The sequence below is a fragment of the Deltaproteobacteria bacterium genome (genome assembly GCA_016210005.1).
In the GTDB taxonomy this organism is placed as follows: domain Bacteria; phylum Desulfobacterota; class Binatia; order HRBIN30; family JACQVA1; genus JACQVA1.
In genome coordinates, this window is record JACQVA010000064.1 from 1 (window position 1) to 14,510 (window position 14,510).

A 14,510-nucleotide genomic window follows, 5' to 3' on the forward strand; every position below is an offset into this window, starting at 1 on the left:
AGATCGTGTAGCGCTGGCGGGTCGTAGCGAGCCGGTGCCGTGGATTCCCGCTTTCGCGGGAATGTCACATTGCGTCACTTTCGGCCATGGGCCTCGGCCTGACAATACACAGTACTGTCAGACTGGTGAGGATTTGCCCGGTCGGCTGCACGTTACCCACAGATTTGTCGCACACCCCTTGGCACCGGCGTCTTTGGGCGCCGCTTGCGATGATTCCCTACTTGCCGGTATCGGCGGGTTTTTCTGCCTTCTCAGCCGCCTTCGGCGCGCGCTTGGAGAAGGTCTCTTTGCAGGCGGCTGACAATTCGGACTCGTGCTCCTTGAGGCACTTGAGGACACGCCCACCGCCGAGTTTGACGTCCTTGCAGAGTTTGTCGATGTCGCTCTGGCAGGCTTTACGGTGTTCGGCCAGCCGGCCCTTGGCCGCTTTGCCCGCACGCCCCTTCGCTTTCTCGAGGTGTTCCTTGCATGCGGCCGACAGGTCGGCCAAGTGTTCCTTCAGGCATCCGATAACCCGCCCGCCGCCGCGTTCGAGCCCTTTGCAAAACTTCTCGGCGTCCTCAGCGCATGGTCCGCCCCTGACGGCTGAGGCCGGTGACGCCAAGAGCAGTGGCGCCATCAGCAACGAAACCAACAGCACCGGCATGATCCACTTCTTCATAACGACCTCCTCTGCCCGAGTAGGTAGCTCGCCCAAATTGATGTGTCAAAGGGGGAGCGCCGAGAAGGGGCATCACTCGGCCGGTAGAGCGCGTTGGCGTTTTACCTGCCCGCGGGCCTTCTTCGCGGCCAGTCGCCGTTCACGCGCGGCGGCTGACGGCTTGGTCGGCCGGCGCGGCTTGGGAACCCGGATCGCGGCGGCCAGCAAGGCGCGCAGACGTTCGATCACCGCCTCGCGGTTGCGCGGCTGGTCGCGATAAATGCCGCTGCTCAGGACCAGTTCACCTTCGCCCGTCAGGCGCGCCGCCAACTGCACCAAGGCGCGAGCGCGGGCGGGCTCGGGCAGTGACGGTGAGTTGCGCAAATCGAAGCGCAGCACCGCCTTCGAGGCCACCTTATTGACGTTTTGCCCGCCTGGCCCGCCGGCGCGCACGTAGTGCAGCTCGATTTCGCGCAGCGGAATCGCCAGCGAGCGATTGAGGCGGATCACCTTTGGTTCATCCATCGCCCGGCCAGCCTCCCAAGCTCCGGGGCGCCGGTCAAGGCTCGTGAGCCGCTGCCCTTACGTTGCGTGCCGGGCCGCGGCCGCCGGGCGCCGGCGCTCGCCGGAGAACCTCACCGGCATGCGTTTGATGCCGTTGATCAGACTCGAGCGCAAGCGCTCGACCGGTCCGGCCAACTCGAGGTCCGGCAGCCGGCGCAACAACTCCTCGAACATGACGCGAATCTCCAGCCGCGCCAAGTTGGCGCCTAAGCAGAAGTGCTCGCCGATGCCAAAGGCCAGGTGGTCGTTCGGCGTGCGGCCGACGTCGAAGCAGTCGGGGTTCTCGAACACCTCCTCGTCGCGGTTGGCCGAAACGTAGAACATGATGACCTTGTCGCCCGCGCGAATTCTCTGCCCGCGCAACTCTGCATCACAAGTGGCGGTGCGGCGAAACTCGATGACCGGTGAGACCCAGCGCAGCATCTCTTCAACCGCTGTCGGCGTGAGTGAGGGGGCAGCCAGCAGCCGGGCGCGCTGGTCGGGATGCTCGATCAGCGCCAGCATGCCGCCCGAAATCAAGTTGCGCGTAGTCTCGTTGCCGGCCACCGCCAGCAACAGAAAGAACAGATCGAACTCCAGCTCGCTCAGGCGCTCGCCATCGACCTCGGCGTTCATCAGTACGCTGACCAAGTCGTTACCCGAGCACCCGCGGCGTGCCGTGGCCAACTGATTGGCGTAGGCGTACATCTCGGCGGCCGCGAGCTGGCCGTCTTCCTTCGAGGCCTGGTACTCGGGGTCGTCAAAGCCAATAAGGCGATTGGTCCAATCGAACACCTTGCGGCGGTCTGCGGGCGGGATACCGAGCAGCTCGGCGATCACCTCGAGTGGTAGCTCGGCAGCGATCTCCGTCACGAAGTCGCACTGCCCCTTGTCGGCCACGCTGTCGATGATCCTGCCGGCGATGTCGCGGATGTGCGGCTCGAGCCGGGCTACCATGCGCGGCGTAAAGCCCTTGTTCACCAGCCCGCGTACCTTGCTGTGCTTGGGTGGGTCCATGTTGAGCATCATCAGCTGCATGCGCTCGAGTTCGTCCGGGGGCGGGTCGAAGACGAACACCCCCTTCTTCGCCGACGAGAAGGTCTTGGGATCACGCGAGACCGCCACCACATCGTGGTACTTGGTGACCGCCCAGAAGCCGGAACCGTTGGTCTCGCGATGCCAGAACACCGGCGCTTGCCGGCGCAGCAGCCTGAAGGTTTCGTACGGTACACCGCGGACATAGCTGTCCGGGTCGAACAGATCGACGTCAGCCAAGTTCATGGCAACTCCCCTAAAATGTACGGCGAACACTACGAGAGGAGCGGGGGAGCGTCAAGCACCCAAACCGGCGTTTGTTCGGGTTCCCACCACCGTCGAACGGCGCTTGCCTCGATCGCTGGGGCGGCGTAAGTGCACGACGCTGATGAATTCACCGGCGATGAATCTCGAGCCCGTAATCCTGACCGGCCGCTTCGTGCGGCTTGAACCGCTGTCGCTTGTTCACGTGGCAGCGCTGGCGGAGGTCGGCACTGATGAATCGATCTGGCGGTGGAACCCTTCGCAGGTGGTGCGCAGCGAGGCGGACATGCGGCATTACGTCGACCACGCCTTGCAACAGCACGCCAGCGGGCAGTCGCTGCCGTTTGCGACCGTGCATGTGGCCGACAACCGCGCCATCGGCAGCACCCGCTTCGCGAACTTCGACCACGAGCATCGCCGCGTGGAGATCGGGTACACCTGGATCGCTCCGTCGTGGCAGCGCAGCGCGGCCAACACCGAAGCGAAGTACCTGATGCTGGGCTACGCGTTCGAGGCCTGGGGTTGTATCCGCGTCGAGTTCAAGACCGATTCACTCAACCAGAAGTCGCGCAACGCGCTCGCTCGCATCGGCGCGCTCGAAGAAGGGACCCTGCGCAACCACATGCTGACGCATTCGGGGCGTATCCGGCACTCGGTGTACTTCAGCATCACCGACGCCGAATGGCCGCGCGTCAAGGCCGATCTCGCAGCGAAATTGGCGCGCTAGCCAACTTGGCAGGCGTAGGCGGTCAGCCCGTGGCCACGGTTGCGGGGCGCACGCTCAGCCGGGAAGCCGGCATGGGATCTCAACCGTGAAGGTCGATCCTTGGCCGGGAGTGCTGTCCACCGTCACCGTGCCGCCCATCAGCTCGGCGTAGCGACGCACGAGGTAGAGACCGAGTCCGACACCCTTGCGGGAGGCCGCCGCTTCGCCATCGAGTTGGCGAAACATCTCGAATATCGCCGGCACCGCCTCGGCCGGAATGCCGCTCCCGGTGTCAGACACCGATAGAGCGACCCGCTCGCCGCCGTCTAGGCCGCGCACGCTCACGGTCACCGAACCTGCGGCTGTGAACTTGAGCGCGTTCTCGATCAGGTTGCGCAGGATCAGCTTCACCTTGCCGCGATCGGTGCGCAGTGGCGGCAGTTCGACGCGCTCGGGAAACGAGAGCGGCACACCGAGCCTAGGCATCCCAACCGCGAACTCCTCGTGCAGCTCGGCCAATAGTTCGCTCAGCGAGAAATCCGAGGGTTCAATCCTCAAGCGCCCGGCTTCGAGGCGGTTGGCGTCAAGGGTCATGTTGATCAGCTGCAGCAGGGCGCGTCCGTTCTGCAGCATACGTTCCAGCGCCTGCGCTTGTTCGGGCGCCACCGCTCCCATGGCGCCGTCGCGCATCAAGTCGGCGTATCCCAGGATGGCGTTGAGCGGGGTGCGCAGTTCGTGCGACATAGTGCTGAGGAATTCCGACTTCAGCTCGTTGGCCCGTCGCAGCGCTTCCACCAGCCGCGCGTTCTCCACTGCCACCGCCGCTTGCGCCGCGATCCCTTCGGCGATACGACGCTCGCGCGCGGCGAATGCTCCCCGGCGCTCGTGGAAGCCGACCACCAGGCATCCGATCACGTGGCCCGCACGGATCATCGGCACCGCCAGCAGCGAAGCCACATCCCAGCGCTCGTAGAGGCCGACTCGCCCCCGCGGCTGGGTGATCTCGGCAGTCTTTCGCTTCATCATCTCTTCGACAAGGTTTAGACTACCGCGCCCGAATTCGAGCAGCTTCAGCTCTTCCGCCGCGGCCGCCGGCCAACCTTCCACCGTGGTAACGCGAAACGCGGACTTGGTCGCATCCCAGAGAGCCACAACCGCCCAATCGCATTCCATCGCCTCGCAGGCGCCGCGGGCGATTTGCTGTAGCACTTGCGCCTCCTCCAGCGAGTCGCGCATGCTCTGAGCTACCCGCAGGAGGGCACTGGATACGCGGCCCTCTTCCTCTTCGCGCTCCCGCCCCAATGCCGACTCGATTGCCATTGCGACTTGTGCGCCGAAGATCGTCGCGCGGTCGCGCACCGCCTCGTCGAATCGCCGCGGGTTTCTGTAGTCAACAAACGCCAGCAGGCCCAGTGGCCGTTCGCCGCGTCGCAGCGGCACAGCCAATATCGACTGCACGTTCAACGCCGCAGCGCGCTCGTCGACGTAGGCGGATTGTTGGAAGTCGTTGATCACGCGCGCCTGCCCGTCGCGTTCGATGTACTCAATGAACGGCAAGGTGAGTGGGTAACGGATACCGACAAACTCCGTAGCGCGGTAGCCGGCCCCGGCGAACCCGACCAGCTCCTCGCCGCGACGTAGCCACAGATATGCGCCGTCCACCTGCAGGAACTCACGCGCCTGCGTGCAGATGACGTGGCCCAGCGCGTCCAGGCTTTGCGCCGTCAACAACGCTTGGGCCACCTGCAGTAAGCTGCTCTCAAACGCCGCCGCTGCTTTCTTTTCCGTCACATCGCGCCCGATCGTTTGCAGCAGCCGCGCCCCGCCGTCTTGTTGCAGAACGTTACTGCGCAGTTCAAGGACGCGCCGGCCGCCGCCCCGCAGGATCACTTCCCGTTCGTAGACTTTGGGAAAGTCCAAGCCGTCGAGTGCGCGCTGAGTCACAATCATCGCCGCTTCGCAATCAGGCGGCGGCAACACGTCTCGCAGAAACACGCCCCGCGCCTGGTCCTCCAAGGTGTAGCCCGCAAACTCTCGCGCGGCCCGGTTAGCCGCTACGATCAGGCCGGTACGGTCATTTACGATAATGAGATCGCTGGCATTCTCGAACCAGTCGCCGAAGCCCGGCTCGACGGCTGGCGGGCGCGCGCCGAACCCCGACCGGCGCCGTCTTCTAGCGGGCACCTTGGTGGGACTCATCATTCCATAATAGTGCGCCGCCGCCCGCACGGAAAGAGACGCGGGCTCGATTCGCGACGGCCCCCCCCTGCCGCGCCTGGTTTGCCCTTGCGGCCAGCGGCAGCCGCGGCCACTCTGATCGGCGTCAAGACAAGGCTTGTAGCTGGGCGCTGCTGACCCGCCATTGCGTGCACCGCGCTACACCTCCTGCACCTCGCGTTGAGCGAAAAGATGGTCGAGCCACAGCTGCGTGAGTTTTTCGGCCGCCGAGTTCTGGCGCAGGCGCTGGTGGAGGAACTGAAAGTCGACGCAGTCGAGCTTCTGATCCTGGTTGAAGCAGCTGAAGACCAGGGTCTCCTTGCCGGTGTCGGGGTCGACCTGCCGCTGCAAGCACTGCGAGCAGACCTCCTTGAGCATGCATTGCATCGGCGAGTTGATCGAGCCGACGGCCATGTGCGCCGGGCGCAGCAGCTCTGACAACACCGTGTGACGCGCCAGGCGAACGGCATCCATCATGCGATCCGAGCCGATGCAAATCAGCCGGTCGACCTCCGGCAACCGGATCGGCGTGTCGCCCAGTTTGCCGGCGCCGTACCATTGCATGGCCTCAACGATGTTGCCGACCACGCTGCGGTCTTGCGGCCGGCGCGCGGCGATCGGCGGCCCTTCGTCCACGCTCCACACCACCAGGTCGCAGGCATCCTCGATGGCGCGCCGCTTGAACAGGTCGCGGGCCTGCTTGTAACCGGCGAAATAGATCACGCGGTTGCCGTGAGCCTTCATCGCCGCGGCGATCGAGAACAGCACGGCATTGCCCAAACCGCCGCCTGCCAGCAACACGGTCTCACCGCTGGGGATCTCGGTGGGGGTGCCGGTCGGACCCATGAGCACGATCTCTTCGCCGGGCTCGAGAATCGAGCACAGCCGCGACGAGCCGCCCATCTCCAACACAATAAGTGAGATGAGGCCGCGCGCCGGATCGGTCCAGGCGCCGGTCAGCCCGAGCGCTTCCATGGTCAGGCGAATGCCCTCGACCACCTCGGCCGAGCCTTCGTAGTTCTGCAAGCGATAGAACTGCCCGGGGCGGAAATTCCGCGCCGCCATCGGGGCGCGGACGATGACCTCGACAATGCGGTCGGCCAGACGGATGGCATCGACCACCACCGCGCGCAGGCCGTCTTCGAGCACCTCGGCGAAGCGCACCCAGGCGTTCTCGCGCTCGGCCTGTTCCTCGGGTTCCTGCGCTGCCACCTCTTGTTCGAACAGCTGCGCGATCGCCCGGTAGCCCTGCTTCACCGAGGCCATCGCTCTGACGACGTTGCCGGCGAACACCGGATGGGCGTCGCCGTAAAACGACACCAGCCGGCCGTCGCGCTGGTAGGAGGTGAAGAACCCGATCTGCTCAGCCGTTGCCGGTTCGAGCTGGAGGCTGCCGCCGGCAGCGGTGACGACGCGGTGCATGGCGAAGCTGCCGTGCGCCTGATCGAGGGCAAAGGTGCCGGGGTGCTCCTTCTCGTAGACTACGTTGGGGTTGGTGCCGGCAGCTATGATGACGGCGCGCGCCGGGAATTCGACCAGCTCGCCGGTGTCGCGCCAGTGCTTGCCCTCGGCCAGTTGCATGCGTGTGCACTGCAACGCGCGCACGTGGCCGAACTGGTCGAGCAGGCACTCCACCGGGCTCATGCACTCGACGAAGCCGATACCCTCTTCGAGTGACTTGATCACCTCTTCGTGATTGAGGCGGTAGGCGGGCGAGTCCTGCAGCCGCTTGCGGTAGGCGATGGTGACCCCGCCCCACGAGCGCACCAGCCGCGCGAAGTCGGGCGGCCGGCCGGCGGCGCGGGCGGCGGTGCGCTCGGCCTGCACCATGCGGCCGTGTTCGAGCCAGGTGCGCACGCTGGCGGTCTCCTCGGCGTCGAGATTCGCCCAGATTGCTTGCCCGCCGACGCGCCGCTGCAGGCGCTCGAAGCGCTCCAGCTTCTTTTCGACTTGGGCAACGTAGTACGCCTGCAGCTCGGTAGCGGCGTCGATGGCGGTGAGACCGCCGCCGATCACCACCGCCGGCAGCTCGACTTGCAGATTGGTGAGCGAGTTCTTGCGATAGGCGCCTTGCCCTTGCAGGCCCATGAGGAAGTCGGAGGCCATACGCACGCCGCGCGCCAAGTTGTTCTTCATCGGCACGATCGTCGGCCGGCCCGCACCGGCGGTGACGGCGATGTGATCGAAGCCGAGGTTCCAGGCATCCTCGACCGTCAGCGTGCCGCCGAAGCGTACGCCGTCGAGCAGGCGGAACTTCTTGCGCCGCATCAGGATGACGTAATTGATGTCGAGGAAGTTCTTGTCCCAGCGCACGGTGATGCCGTACTCGGCGACGCCGCCGAAGCCGAGCGTCGGCCGTTCGGAAAGCGGGCCGACGATGTCATCGACGTCTTTGATCGGCCGCGGTACGCGCCGTTTGGCGCCGCGCAGCTGCACCGCCAGCGGCTCGACCTTGAGGCCTTCGATGCCGACGACGCCGAAGCCTTCGTTGAGCAGGTGATGCGCCAGCGTATAGCCCGCCGGACCCATGCCGACCACCAGCACGTTCTTGCCGTTGTAGCGCAACGGGTACGGCCGCCGGGGGTTGAGCGGATTCCAGCGCGTCAGCAGCGAGACGATCTCGAAGCCGTAGGGCAGTCCCAGCACCGCGGTGAGAATACCGGTCTCGATCTCGGGGATATTGACCGGCTCCTGCTTCTGGAAGATGCACGCCTTCATGCAGTCGTTGCAGATGCGGTGGCCGGTGCCGGCGAGCATCGGGTTGTCGATCATGATCACCGCCAGTGCCGCGAGCGGGTGGCCGTCGCGATAGAGGGCGATCATCTCGGAGATCTTTTCCTCCAGGGGGCAGCCAACGAGCGCGATGCCGAGCGGATTGCGCTGCGCGCTGCCGTCCTTGTTGCGGAACCCCGCGCGGCACGAGTCCTTGCCGCGGTCGTGGCAGGTGAGGCAGTAGTGCGCCTCGCGCAGGTTCTCGCGTGGCGTGAAGCGCTGATCGGTGAGGTCGAAACCGTCGCGATGACGGCGGCACTCGGGCGGCCCCATGAAGAATTCCGGCAGCTCAGGACGCGGCCGCACCCGCGGCACCAGCTCGTCGAAATCGACCTTCTGGGGGGCGCGAAAGCAGGTGTACTGGCGGCGCCGCGCCGCCAGCGCCGGATGGAACACGAGCGCCTTGACCCAGACCTCCACCTTGGCCAGCTGCGCGCGCGCGCGCTCCCTCGCCTCAGTGTCCTTCGCCGTTTCGATGGTGGCCAGCAACCTGGTGGTCACCACCGCCAGCTCCCGCTCGGGGTCAGCCACCAGCGCGGTGTCGGCGATCAGGGCATCGACGACTTCGCGGTAGGCGAATTCCAGCTCGACCAAGTCGAGCTGGGCCAGTGCATCCGGCGTTGGCGGGGTCTTGAGGATCTGACGTTCGATGAACTGCCGCTTCCACTCGAAGACCACCTCATCCGCGCGAATGCGCTCGCACAGTGCGGCGTGCTCCGATTCGATATGGAAAAGCCGGGCGATGAATCCGCCCAGGTGCGGCGCCACGCGGATGAGCAGCTCGGACTCGTGGCTGCGATCGACACCCAGACCACCCGTTTGCCGGTAACTCTCCAGTTCCGTGGCCAACGCCGGGTCAAGCTCGCGCAGCGCTGCTAGAAAGGCCTGATCGAGTGCCTCGAGCCGGCGCACGCGATTGAGGTCAGCATATTTGAAGCCGGCTACCCCGAGCTGCAGGTTCCAGGCCCGCGCTTCGCCTCGGGGATTTTCCGGCAAGTGTTTGAGAGCCATCTTCTACCTCGCGGGCCGAACATGCCGAAAACCTCGCCGCTGCGCTAGCCCGGGGCGGGCGATGTTGTCCTGGTGCCGCGGCCGCAAGCCGATGCGGCTACTCGAGCGGATCAGCCATCATCATCCGCGCGGCGGTACTTAAGGATGCGTGCTGCACGTGATCTGGATGCCGGCGAGCGCGTAGCGCCCGCCCTCCGGGCAGGAGGGGACACGGATGCCCTCGCGCTCCAACTCGGCGAGTGAGTGCGGCGGGCCGTCGTGACTCATGCTGTAGGCTTGCACGTCGCGTTCGATCTGCTGGCGCTGGGTGCGGCAGGCGATCCCTTTGGAGGTCTGTAGGCTTTGAATGCCGGCCCCTTTTTCGCCGCTGCTCGATGACAGGCGGAAGTAGCCAAAATAGAGCACCGCCAGCAGCAGCATCGCCAGCAGGATCGACACGAATGAGAAGCCGCCCTCGCGGCCAAGCGCTCGCATCATAATCCATCCTCTCCGCCCGCGCCCAGGAACTTGGGATTGGCGACCGCGAGCTTGTCGATCACTGTTTGCCGGACGTGAGCGAACACGGCCGGACGCCACGCGCCGGCGTCGGCGTCACCGCTGCGAATCCGCTCGCATAGCAACTTAGTGGCGCTGCGGACCCCACGCTTCAGTTCCGCCTGATCGTGGGTGCTCTCGCCCGCGCCCTCGCCCAGCAGGTCGCGCAGGCGTTGCCGCTCGGCACTGAGCTGCGCGCTCTCGCTGCGCAGCTCGCGGGCGACGATGGCCAACACGTTCGCCGCCACCCGGGCATGGAACTTCTTCGTGCCCTCGAGCGCCGGCATCGCCTCGGCTTCGAGGAAGTGGCGGACGGCTTCGAGCAATTCCAAAGCAGTGGGGCGGTCGTGCATGCAGGTCCTCCGCGCTTCGCGTCTAGGGCGCCTCGATCAGATCCAACAACTCCAGTTCCATCTCCGCCGTGCGCCGGCCGAGGCTAGCGAGCTCGACGCTGCGCACGCCGCCGTCGAGATAGGTCCGGGCTTGGGTAATTGTGATCGTAGCCCACTTGAGATTTCCGAACACCTCCCAGAAACGCACCCTTTCGGGGTCGACCGCGCCCCCCCCGGCGCGATCGTAGGCGGCGAAAAACTCCTCGCGCTGGCCGATACCGCCAACCGGTTTGTCGTCGCTGCCGAAGCGCCACGAGCGCACGCACATCCAGCCGAGGTCCTCCATCGGGTCGCCGATATGCGCCAGCTCCCAATCGAGGATCGAGCGGGTGCCTTCGGGGCCGAAGATGACGTTACCGATGCGGTAGTCGCCGTGCACCAGCGTCTGCCTGGCCGCCGCCGGCAAGCGCTGCTGCAACCAGCGAAAGGCCAGTTCGAAAGCGGGGTGGGGATCGGGGGCCAGGCCGCGAAAGATCTGCTCGTAGCGCTCCAGCTCGGCTTGCGCCGGCGACTCGCCCGGTTGCGGCCGCGGCAGGAAATCGAGCTGAGGCGCCGCTATGTCGATCTGATGAATACGGGCGAGAATAGCGCCCAGTTGCGCGGTCATTACCCGCCGGGCGGTGGCATACGGCTCATCGCGCAGCAGGCGGCGGGCAAGGGTTTCGCCCTCGACGCGCTCCATGATGAAGAAGCGGGCAGCGAGAGATTCGGTCTCGTCACCGAGCCAAAACACCTGCGGCACCGGCACCCCGCAAGCATGGGCCGCTTGCAGCAGTACGAATTCCTCGCGCCGGCTGGTTTGCACCGCGTGTGCGCCGGGATCACGCCGTAGGATCAGCGCCCGCCGCACCGGCACGCCGTCGTTTTGATAGCAAGCATCGAACGACCAGGTTTCACGCGACGCCCCGCCGGGCACGCGCCGTAAGTTGTCGATCTCAACCGCCGCGCCGACCTGCTTGGCGAGGAACGCTGCCAGCCGCGCTGTTAACTCTGCCGCAGTCATCAGCTCACTCATAGCGGAAGAACGGCAGCTGATCTATTACCGCATCCGCTTTGGTGCCCAGTCACGGCGAGCGCCGCGTTACAGCCGGCGGCACCACGCTCCCGGGCAAGCGTGGTAAACGAAGCGCTGCGCTGCCGGCCGGTGCTTGTGGCCCAGGCGCGGCCGGTAGAAGCGCCGGTCCACCAGTTCGAGGAAGCCGCCGGCGGCTTCGGCTTCCACCAGTGCCACCACGCAGCCGCCGAAACCGGCGCCCGTCACCCGTGCTCCCAGCGCACCGGACTCCTTGGCGACCGCGACCAGCTCTTCAACTGCCGGGCAGCTGATCTCGTAGTCATCGCGGCAGCTGGCATGCGAGGCATCCATCAGCGCACCAAAGCCGGCGGCATCAGCGGCCGCCAGCAACGGCTCGGCGCGCTCGACCCGGTCGGCCTCGGAAAGCACGTGGCGCAAGCGCGCCAGCACGGCGAACTGATCACCGAGATCGGCGGTGATGCGGCAGTCTTCGCGCAGTTGCTCCGGGCTGCTGCCGATGATGTGTGCCACTTCACTCAGTGTGAGCTGCCGGCGCGGCAGGTAGGCTTCGAGCGCCGGCAGGAACTCCGGCAGTGAACGGCTCGGGAACAGCCGCGCCAGGTCGCCCAGGGTATTGAGCGCGCGCGGGAGCGCCGGCCGCAGCGCCACCTCGCACACGCGCGCGCCCAAGCGGCATTCGACCACCCGCAGGTTGTAGGCCCGCCGCGCGCCGCCCGACTTCTCGGCGCTTACCAGACTGTGGCAGACGACGAAGCGGTAGCCCGGCGGCAGCCGCACCGGCCGCACTCGCAGCGGGAAGAAGTCGATGCGCAACGCATGGCCGGCCACCGCCAGCAGACTGATGGCTTGATCCATACCGCCGCTGAGCGTGCCGACGTAGCGCTCGGCCTGCGGCAGCAGCTCGGCTAGCTCCGGGAACGGCATGGTTATCTCGTTGACTGCCAGCACTGCCAGGGCACTGGCCACCACCACGGCCGATGAGGAGGAGAGCCCGGCACCGGCGGGGATGTTGCCCTCGAGCAAGAAATCCCCGCCGCGCCGCAACGCCCCACGAGCACTGCGGCGCAGCCCCTGCACCGCCGCTTTATGGTAGTTGCCCCAGTCGCCGCCCTCGAACGGGCGCAGGCTGTCAGCCAGCTCGTATTGGCGCGGCGAATAAGCCGGATCGAGATTGTGCAAGCGGATGGTCGCATCGTCCGCCGGAGCCGCCGCAACTAACACGCTGTGATCGATGGCCATCGGCAATACCGGCAAACCGTTGTAGTCGGTGTGCTCACCGAGCAGGTTGACGCGGCCGGGCGCACGCACCAACGCGGTCGCAGGCCGGCCGAAGACGGCGGCGAAGCGGGCGAGCATGGCGGCCACGCGGGCGTCGTCGGGCTCGACGGAATTCGGCACGGTCATGATTCTAAGGAAGCCCGGCCGGCGGTTCCGCCGTGCGCCGCGTAACGCGCGCAAACTCGACCTCGGCGCGCTGCAAGTCCGCGGGCGTACCGACGTCGCTCCAGTAGCCCGCTATCGCCAGGCCGAACACCTGGCGGCCATCATCAACCATGGCCGCAATCGCTTGCGGCAATTCATACTCGCCGCGGCCCGACGGGCGCAGGCGGGCGGCGTAGTCGAGTATGACCGGATCGAAGACGAACACGCCGGCGTTGTTCCACTTGGTTGTCGAGCTGCCCCGTGGCGGCTTTTCGGTGATGCGGGTGACGCGGCCTGCGGGCGCGGTGTAGACCGCCGCCCCTTGCCACGGATCATCCACCGGGTTGAGCGCCAGCAGCGCCTCGCACGGGTGTCGGCGAAAGCGCGCCAGTAGCGCGCCGTAGAACCCGGGTTGCACCAGAATGTCACCCCAGCTCAACACGAACGGGCCGGCTCGCAAGACCTCGCGCACCAACAACAGAGCGCGCGCCGTGCCTTGCGCCTGGGCCTGCCGGCGGTAGGTGATGCCAACCCCGAATTGGCGGCCGTCGCCAAGCGCGGCTTCGATCTGTTCGCCGAGATGGCCGGTGACAACGACGAACTCGCTCACGCCTGCCTGCGCCAGGCCGCATAGGATGTGAACGATTATCGGCCGCCCCGCCACTGCCAGCAGCGGCTTGGGGCACGAGCTGGTCAGAGCCCCCATGCGCGTGCCCCTTCCGGCAGCGAGCAGCACAGCTTGCATGCCGTTGAGCATACTGGCGAGTACGGCAAAAGGCGAGACAGAAATGTCAGGTCCGCCGCGGTCTTCCCCCATTGGGCTAACGTATGGCGCTCAGCCGCGCCGCGTCGTTCTGCGGCGTCGGCTGGAACGCGTTGTTGAACGAAGCCGAATCCCGCTCTTGGCGCGCTTGAGGATACGAAGATCCGCTCGGTCCTGTGGTCGATCGACAGCCCCTTTTGCGCCGATGAGTTCGTCGAGCCCAAGGTAGTGCGCAGGCACGCAGCCGAAGGCTGCGTCAACGCGATTCCTCCACGCGGTCTCGAAGTTGCCGAACCCGGGCATCTCCGACATCAGGTCGATCCGGACCGGTGCCACACCAAGCTGAATGATCCACCGCGGGTCGGTAACGTCCTGCTCCGAATACCCAAGTTCTGCGCCCTCGAAGAAATCCCGGAGGGCTGCGAGTACCTTTCGGGCGTTAGTTGCGGTCGGCTCGATCAACACGTCGAGGTCTTTGGTTGCGCGAGGCCGAGCGTGGAACGCGACCGCGTGTGCGCCGACGACGAGGTAGCGAACGCCATGGGCATTCAACGCGGCGATGAACTCTTCGTAGTCTCGGTATGCCATTGGCACCCCGCGTCTTCAAGCAACTCTCCAAGGCGTCCCCAACGGCGTCGACACGTTGCTCGGGATTCAGCCCGTCGTACCAGAAGCGGAAGTCTGCCTCGTCGGCCGCTGATTTACGAATTCTGGCTACCGTCCATACCCTGCCTCGGGCACGCACCATCTGAACTTGCTCAGCCATAGTTCCACACTACCACGAAGTTGGCGCCTCCGGCTAACGCCGCTGCTCACGCGCGGCGCCCAAGCCGCGACCCAGCAATCCGGCAGAATGGGCCGCTGGGCGCCGTCGCGTGGAGCAGCTCGATCCTCATCAAGGCCTCCTCCTCGCCACGCCGGCGGGGTACGGTGGCTGTGACCAACAACTTACCTCCCCACCGGGGAGAAGAGCAGGAGCCTTGATGAACTTCTACACCTAGCAGCACCGATACTACTGCGGAATCGATCTGCATGCACGCTCGATGTACGTCTGCATCCTCGATGCCGCAGGCACCATCGTGGTGCACAGTGTCCTTCCGGTGAGCATGCGCGCTGTCGTCGCGTTCGACTAACCTCCCCGGCCATCTCGACGAGAGGAGGATGGTCGAATGGCA

12 protein-coding genes and 1 pseudogene are annotated in these 14,510 nt (G+C 65.9%); 2 read left to right on the plus strand and 11 right to left on the minus strand.

What is annotated here, in order from left to right; all coding sequences use genetic code 11:
* Positions 1-217 precede the first annotated feature (217 nt).
* The 3 genes from HY699_06565 to HY699_06575 all read right to left on the minus strand — a co-directional run bounded on the left by HY699_06565 (position 218) and on the right by HY699_06575 (position 2,464).
* A complete protein-coding gene (locus tag HY699_06565) occupies positions 218-661 on the minus strand; it encodes a hypothetical protein (GenBank protein ID MBI4515460.1) in 444 nt (147 codons plus the stop codon).
* Positions 662-733: 72 nt separating this feature from the next.
* The gene (gene arfB, locus HY699_06570) at positions 734-1,165 is read right to left on the minus strand and encodes an aminoacyl-tRNA hydrolase (GenBank protein MBI4515461.1); all 432 of its coding nucleotides are present in this window, start codon (positions 1,163-1,165) and stop codon (positions 734-736) included.
* Between the two features lie 57 nt (positions 1,166-1,222).
* On the minus strand, positions 1,223-2,464 hold the full coding sequence (locus HY699_06575; GenBank protein MBI4515462.1) for a cytochrome P450: 1,242 nt from the start codon (positions 2,462-2,464) through the stop codon (positions 1,223-1,225).
* Positions 2,465-2,606: 142 nt separating this feature from the next.
* Between HY699_06575 and HY699_06580 the strand changes: the two genes are divergently transcribed.
* Positions 2,607-3,209: a GNAT family N-acetyltransferase gene (locus HY699_06580; GenBank protein MBI4515463.1), complete on the plus strand. Its 603-nt coding sequence runs from the start codon at positions 2,607-2,609 to the stop codon at positions 3,207-3,209.
* Positions 3,210-3,263: 54 nt separating this feature from the next.
* Here HY699_06580 and HY699_06585 read toward each other — a convergent pair whose 3' ends face one another.
* From HY699_06585 to HY699_06620, 8 genes are all read right to left on the minus strand, one after another.
* Complete coding sequence (locus HY699_06585) at positions 3,264-5,372, minus strand: GAF domain-containing protein (protein ID MBI4515464.1); 2,109 nt, start codon at positions 5,370-5,372, stop codon at positions 3,264-3,266.
* Between the two features lie 192 nt (positions 5,373-5,564).
* Positions 5,565-9,188 (minus strand): FAD-dependent oxidoreductase, encoded by a 3,624-nt coding sequence (locus HY699_06590; protein MBI4515465.1) that lies wholly within the window; start codon positions 9,186-9,188, stop codon positions 5,565-5,567.
* A gap of 138 nt (positions 9,189-9,326) precedes the next feature.
* Positions 9,327-9,665, minus strand: coding sequence for a hypothetical protein (locus HY699_06595; GenBank protein ID MBI4515466.1), 339 nt, complete (start codon positions 9,663-9,665; stop codon positions 9,327-9,329).
* Positions 9,662-10,075 carry a hypothetical protein gene (locus HY699_06600; protein ID MBI4515467.1) on the minus strand — a complete coding sequence of 138 codons (414 nt, stop codon included), beginning with the start codon at positions 10,073-10,075 and terminating at the stop codon, positions 9,662-9,664. The genes HY699_06595 and HY699_06600 overlap by 4 nt, the downstream gene beginning before the upstream one ends.
* A 22-nt stretch (positions 10,076-10,097) precedes the next feature.
* Positions 10,098-11,117 carry a phosphotransferase family protein gene (locus HY699_06605; GenBank protein ID MBI4515468.1) on the minus strand — a complete coding sequence of 340 codons (1,020 nt, stop codon included), beginning with the start codon at positions 11,115-11,117 and terminating at the stop codon, positions 10,098-10,100.
* A gap of 78 nt (positions 11,118-11,195) precedes the next feature.
* On the minus strand, positions 11,196-12,548 hold the full coding sequence (gene galK / locus HY699_06610; GenBank protein ID MBI4515469.1) for a galactokinase: 1,353 nt from the start codon (positions 12,546-12,548) through the stop codon (positions 11,196-11,198).
* Between the two features lie 10 nt (positions 12,549-12,558).
* Complete coding sequence (locus HY699_06615; GenBank protein ID MBI4515470.1) at positions 12,559-13,278, minus strand: nucleotidyltransferase family protein; 720 nt, start codon at positions 13,276-13,278, stop codon at positions 12,559-12,561.
* A gap of 129 nt (positions 13,279-13,407) precedes the next feature.
* Positions 13,408-13,887, minus strand: coding sequence for a nucleotidyltransferase (locus tag HY699_06620; protein MBI4515471.1), 480 nt, complete (start codon positions 13,885-13,887; stop codon positions 13,408-13,410).
* A gap of 431 nt (positions 13,888-14,318) precedes the next feature.
* On the opposite strand from HY699_06620, the pseudogene HY699_06625 reads away from it, so the two are divergent.
* Positions 14,319-14,423, plus strand: a pseudogene (locus HY699_06625) (IS110 family transposase).
* Positions 14,424-14,510: the final 87 nt, after the last annotated feature.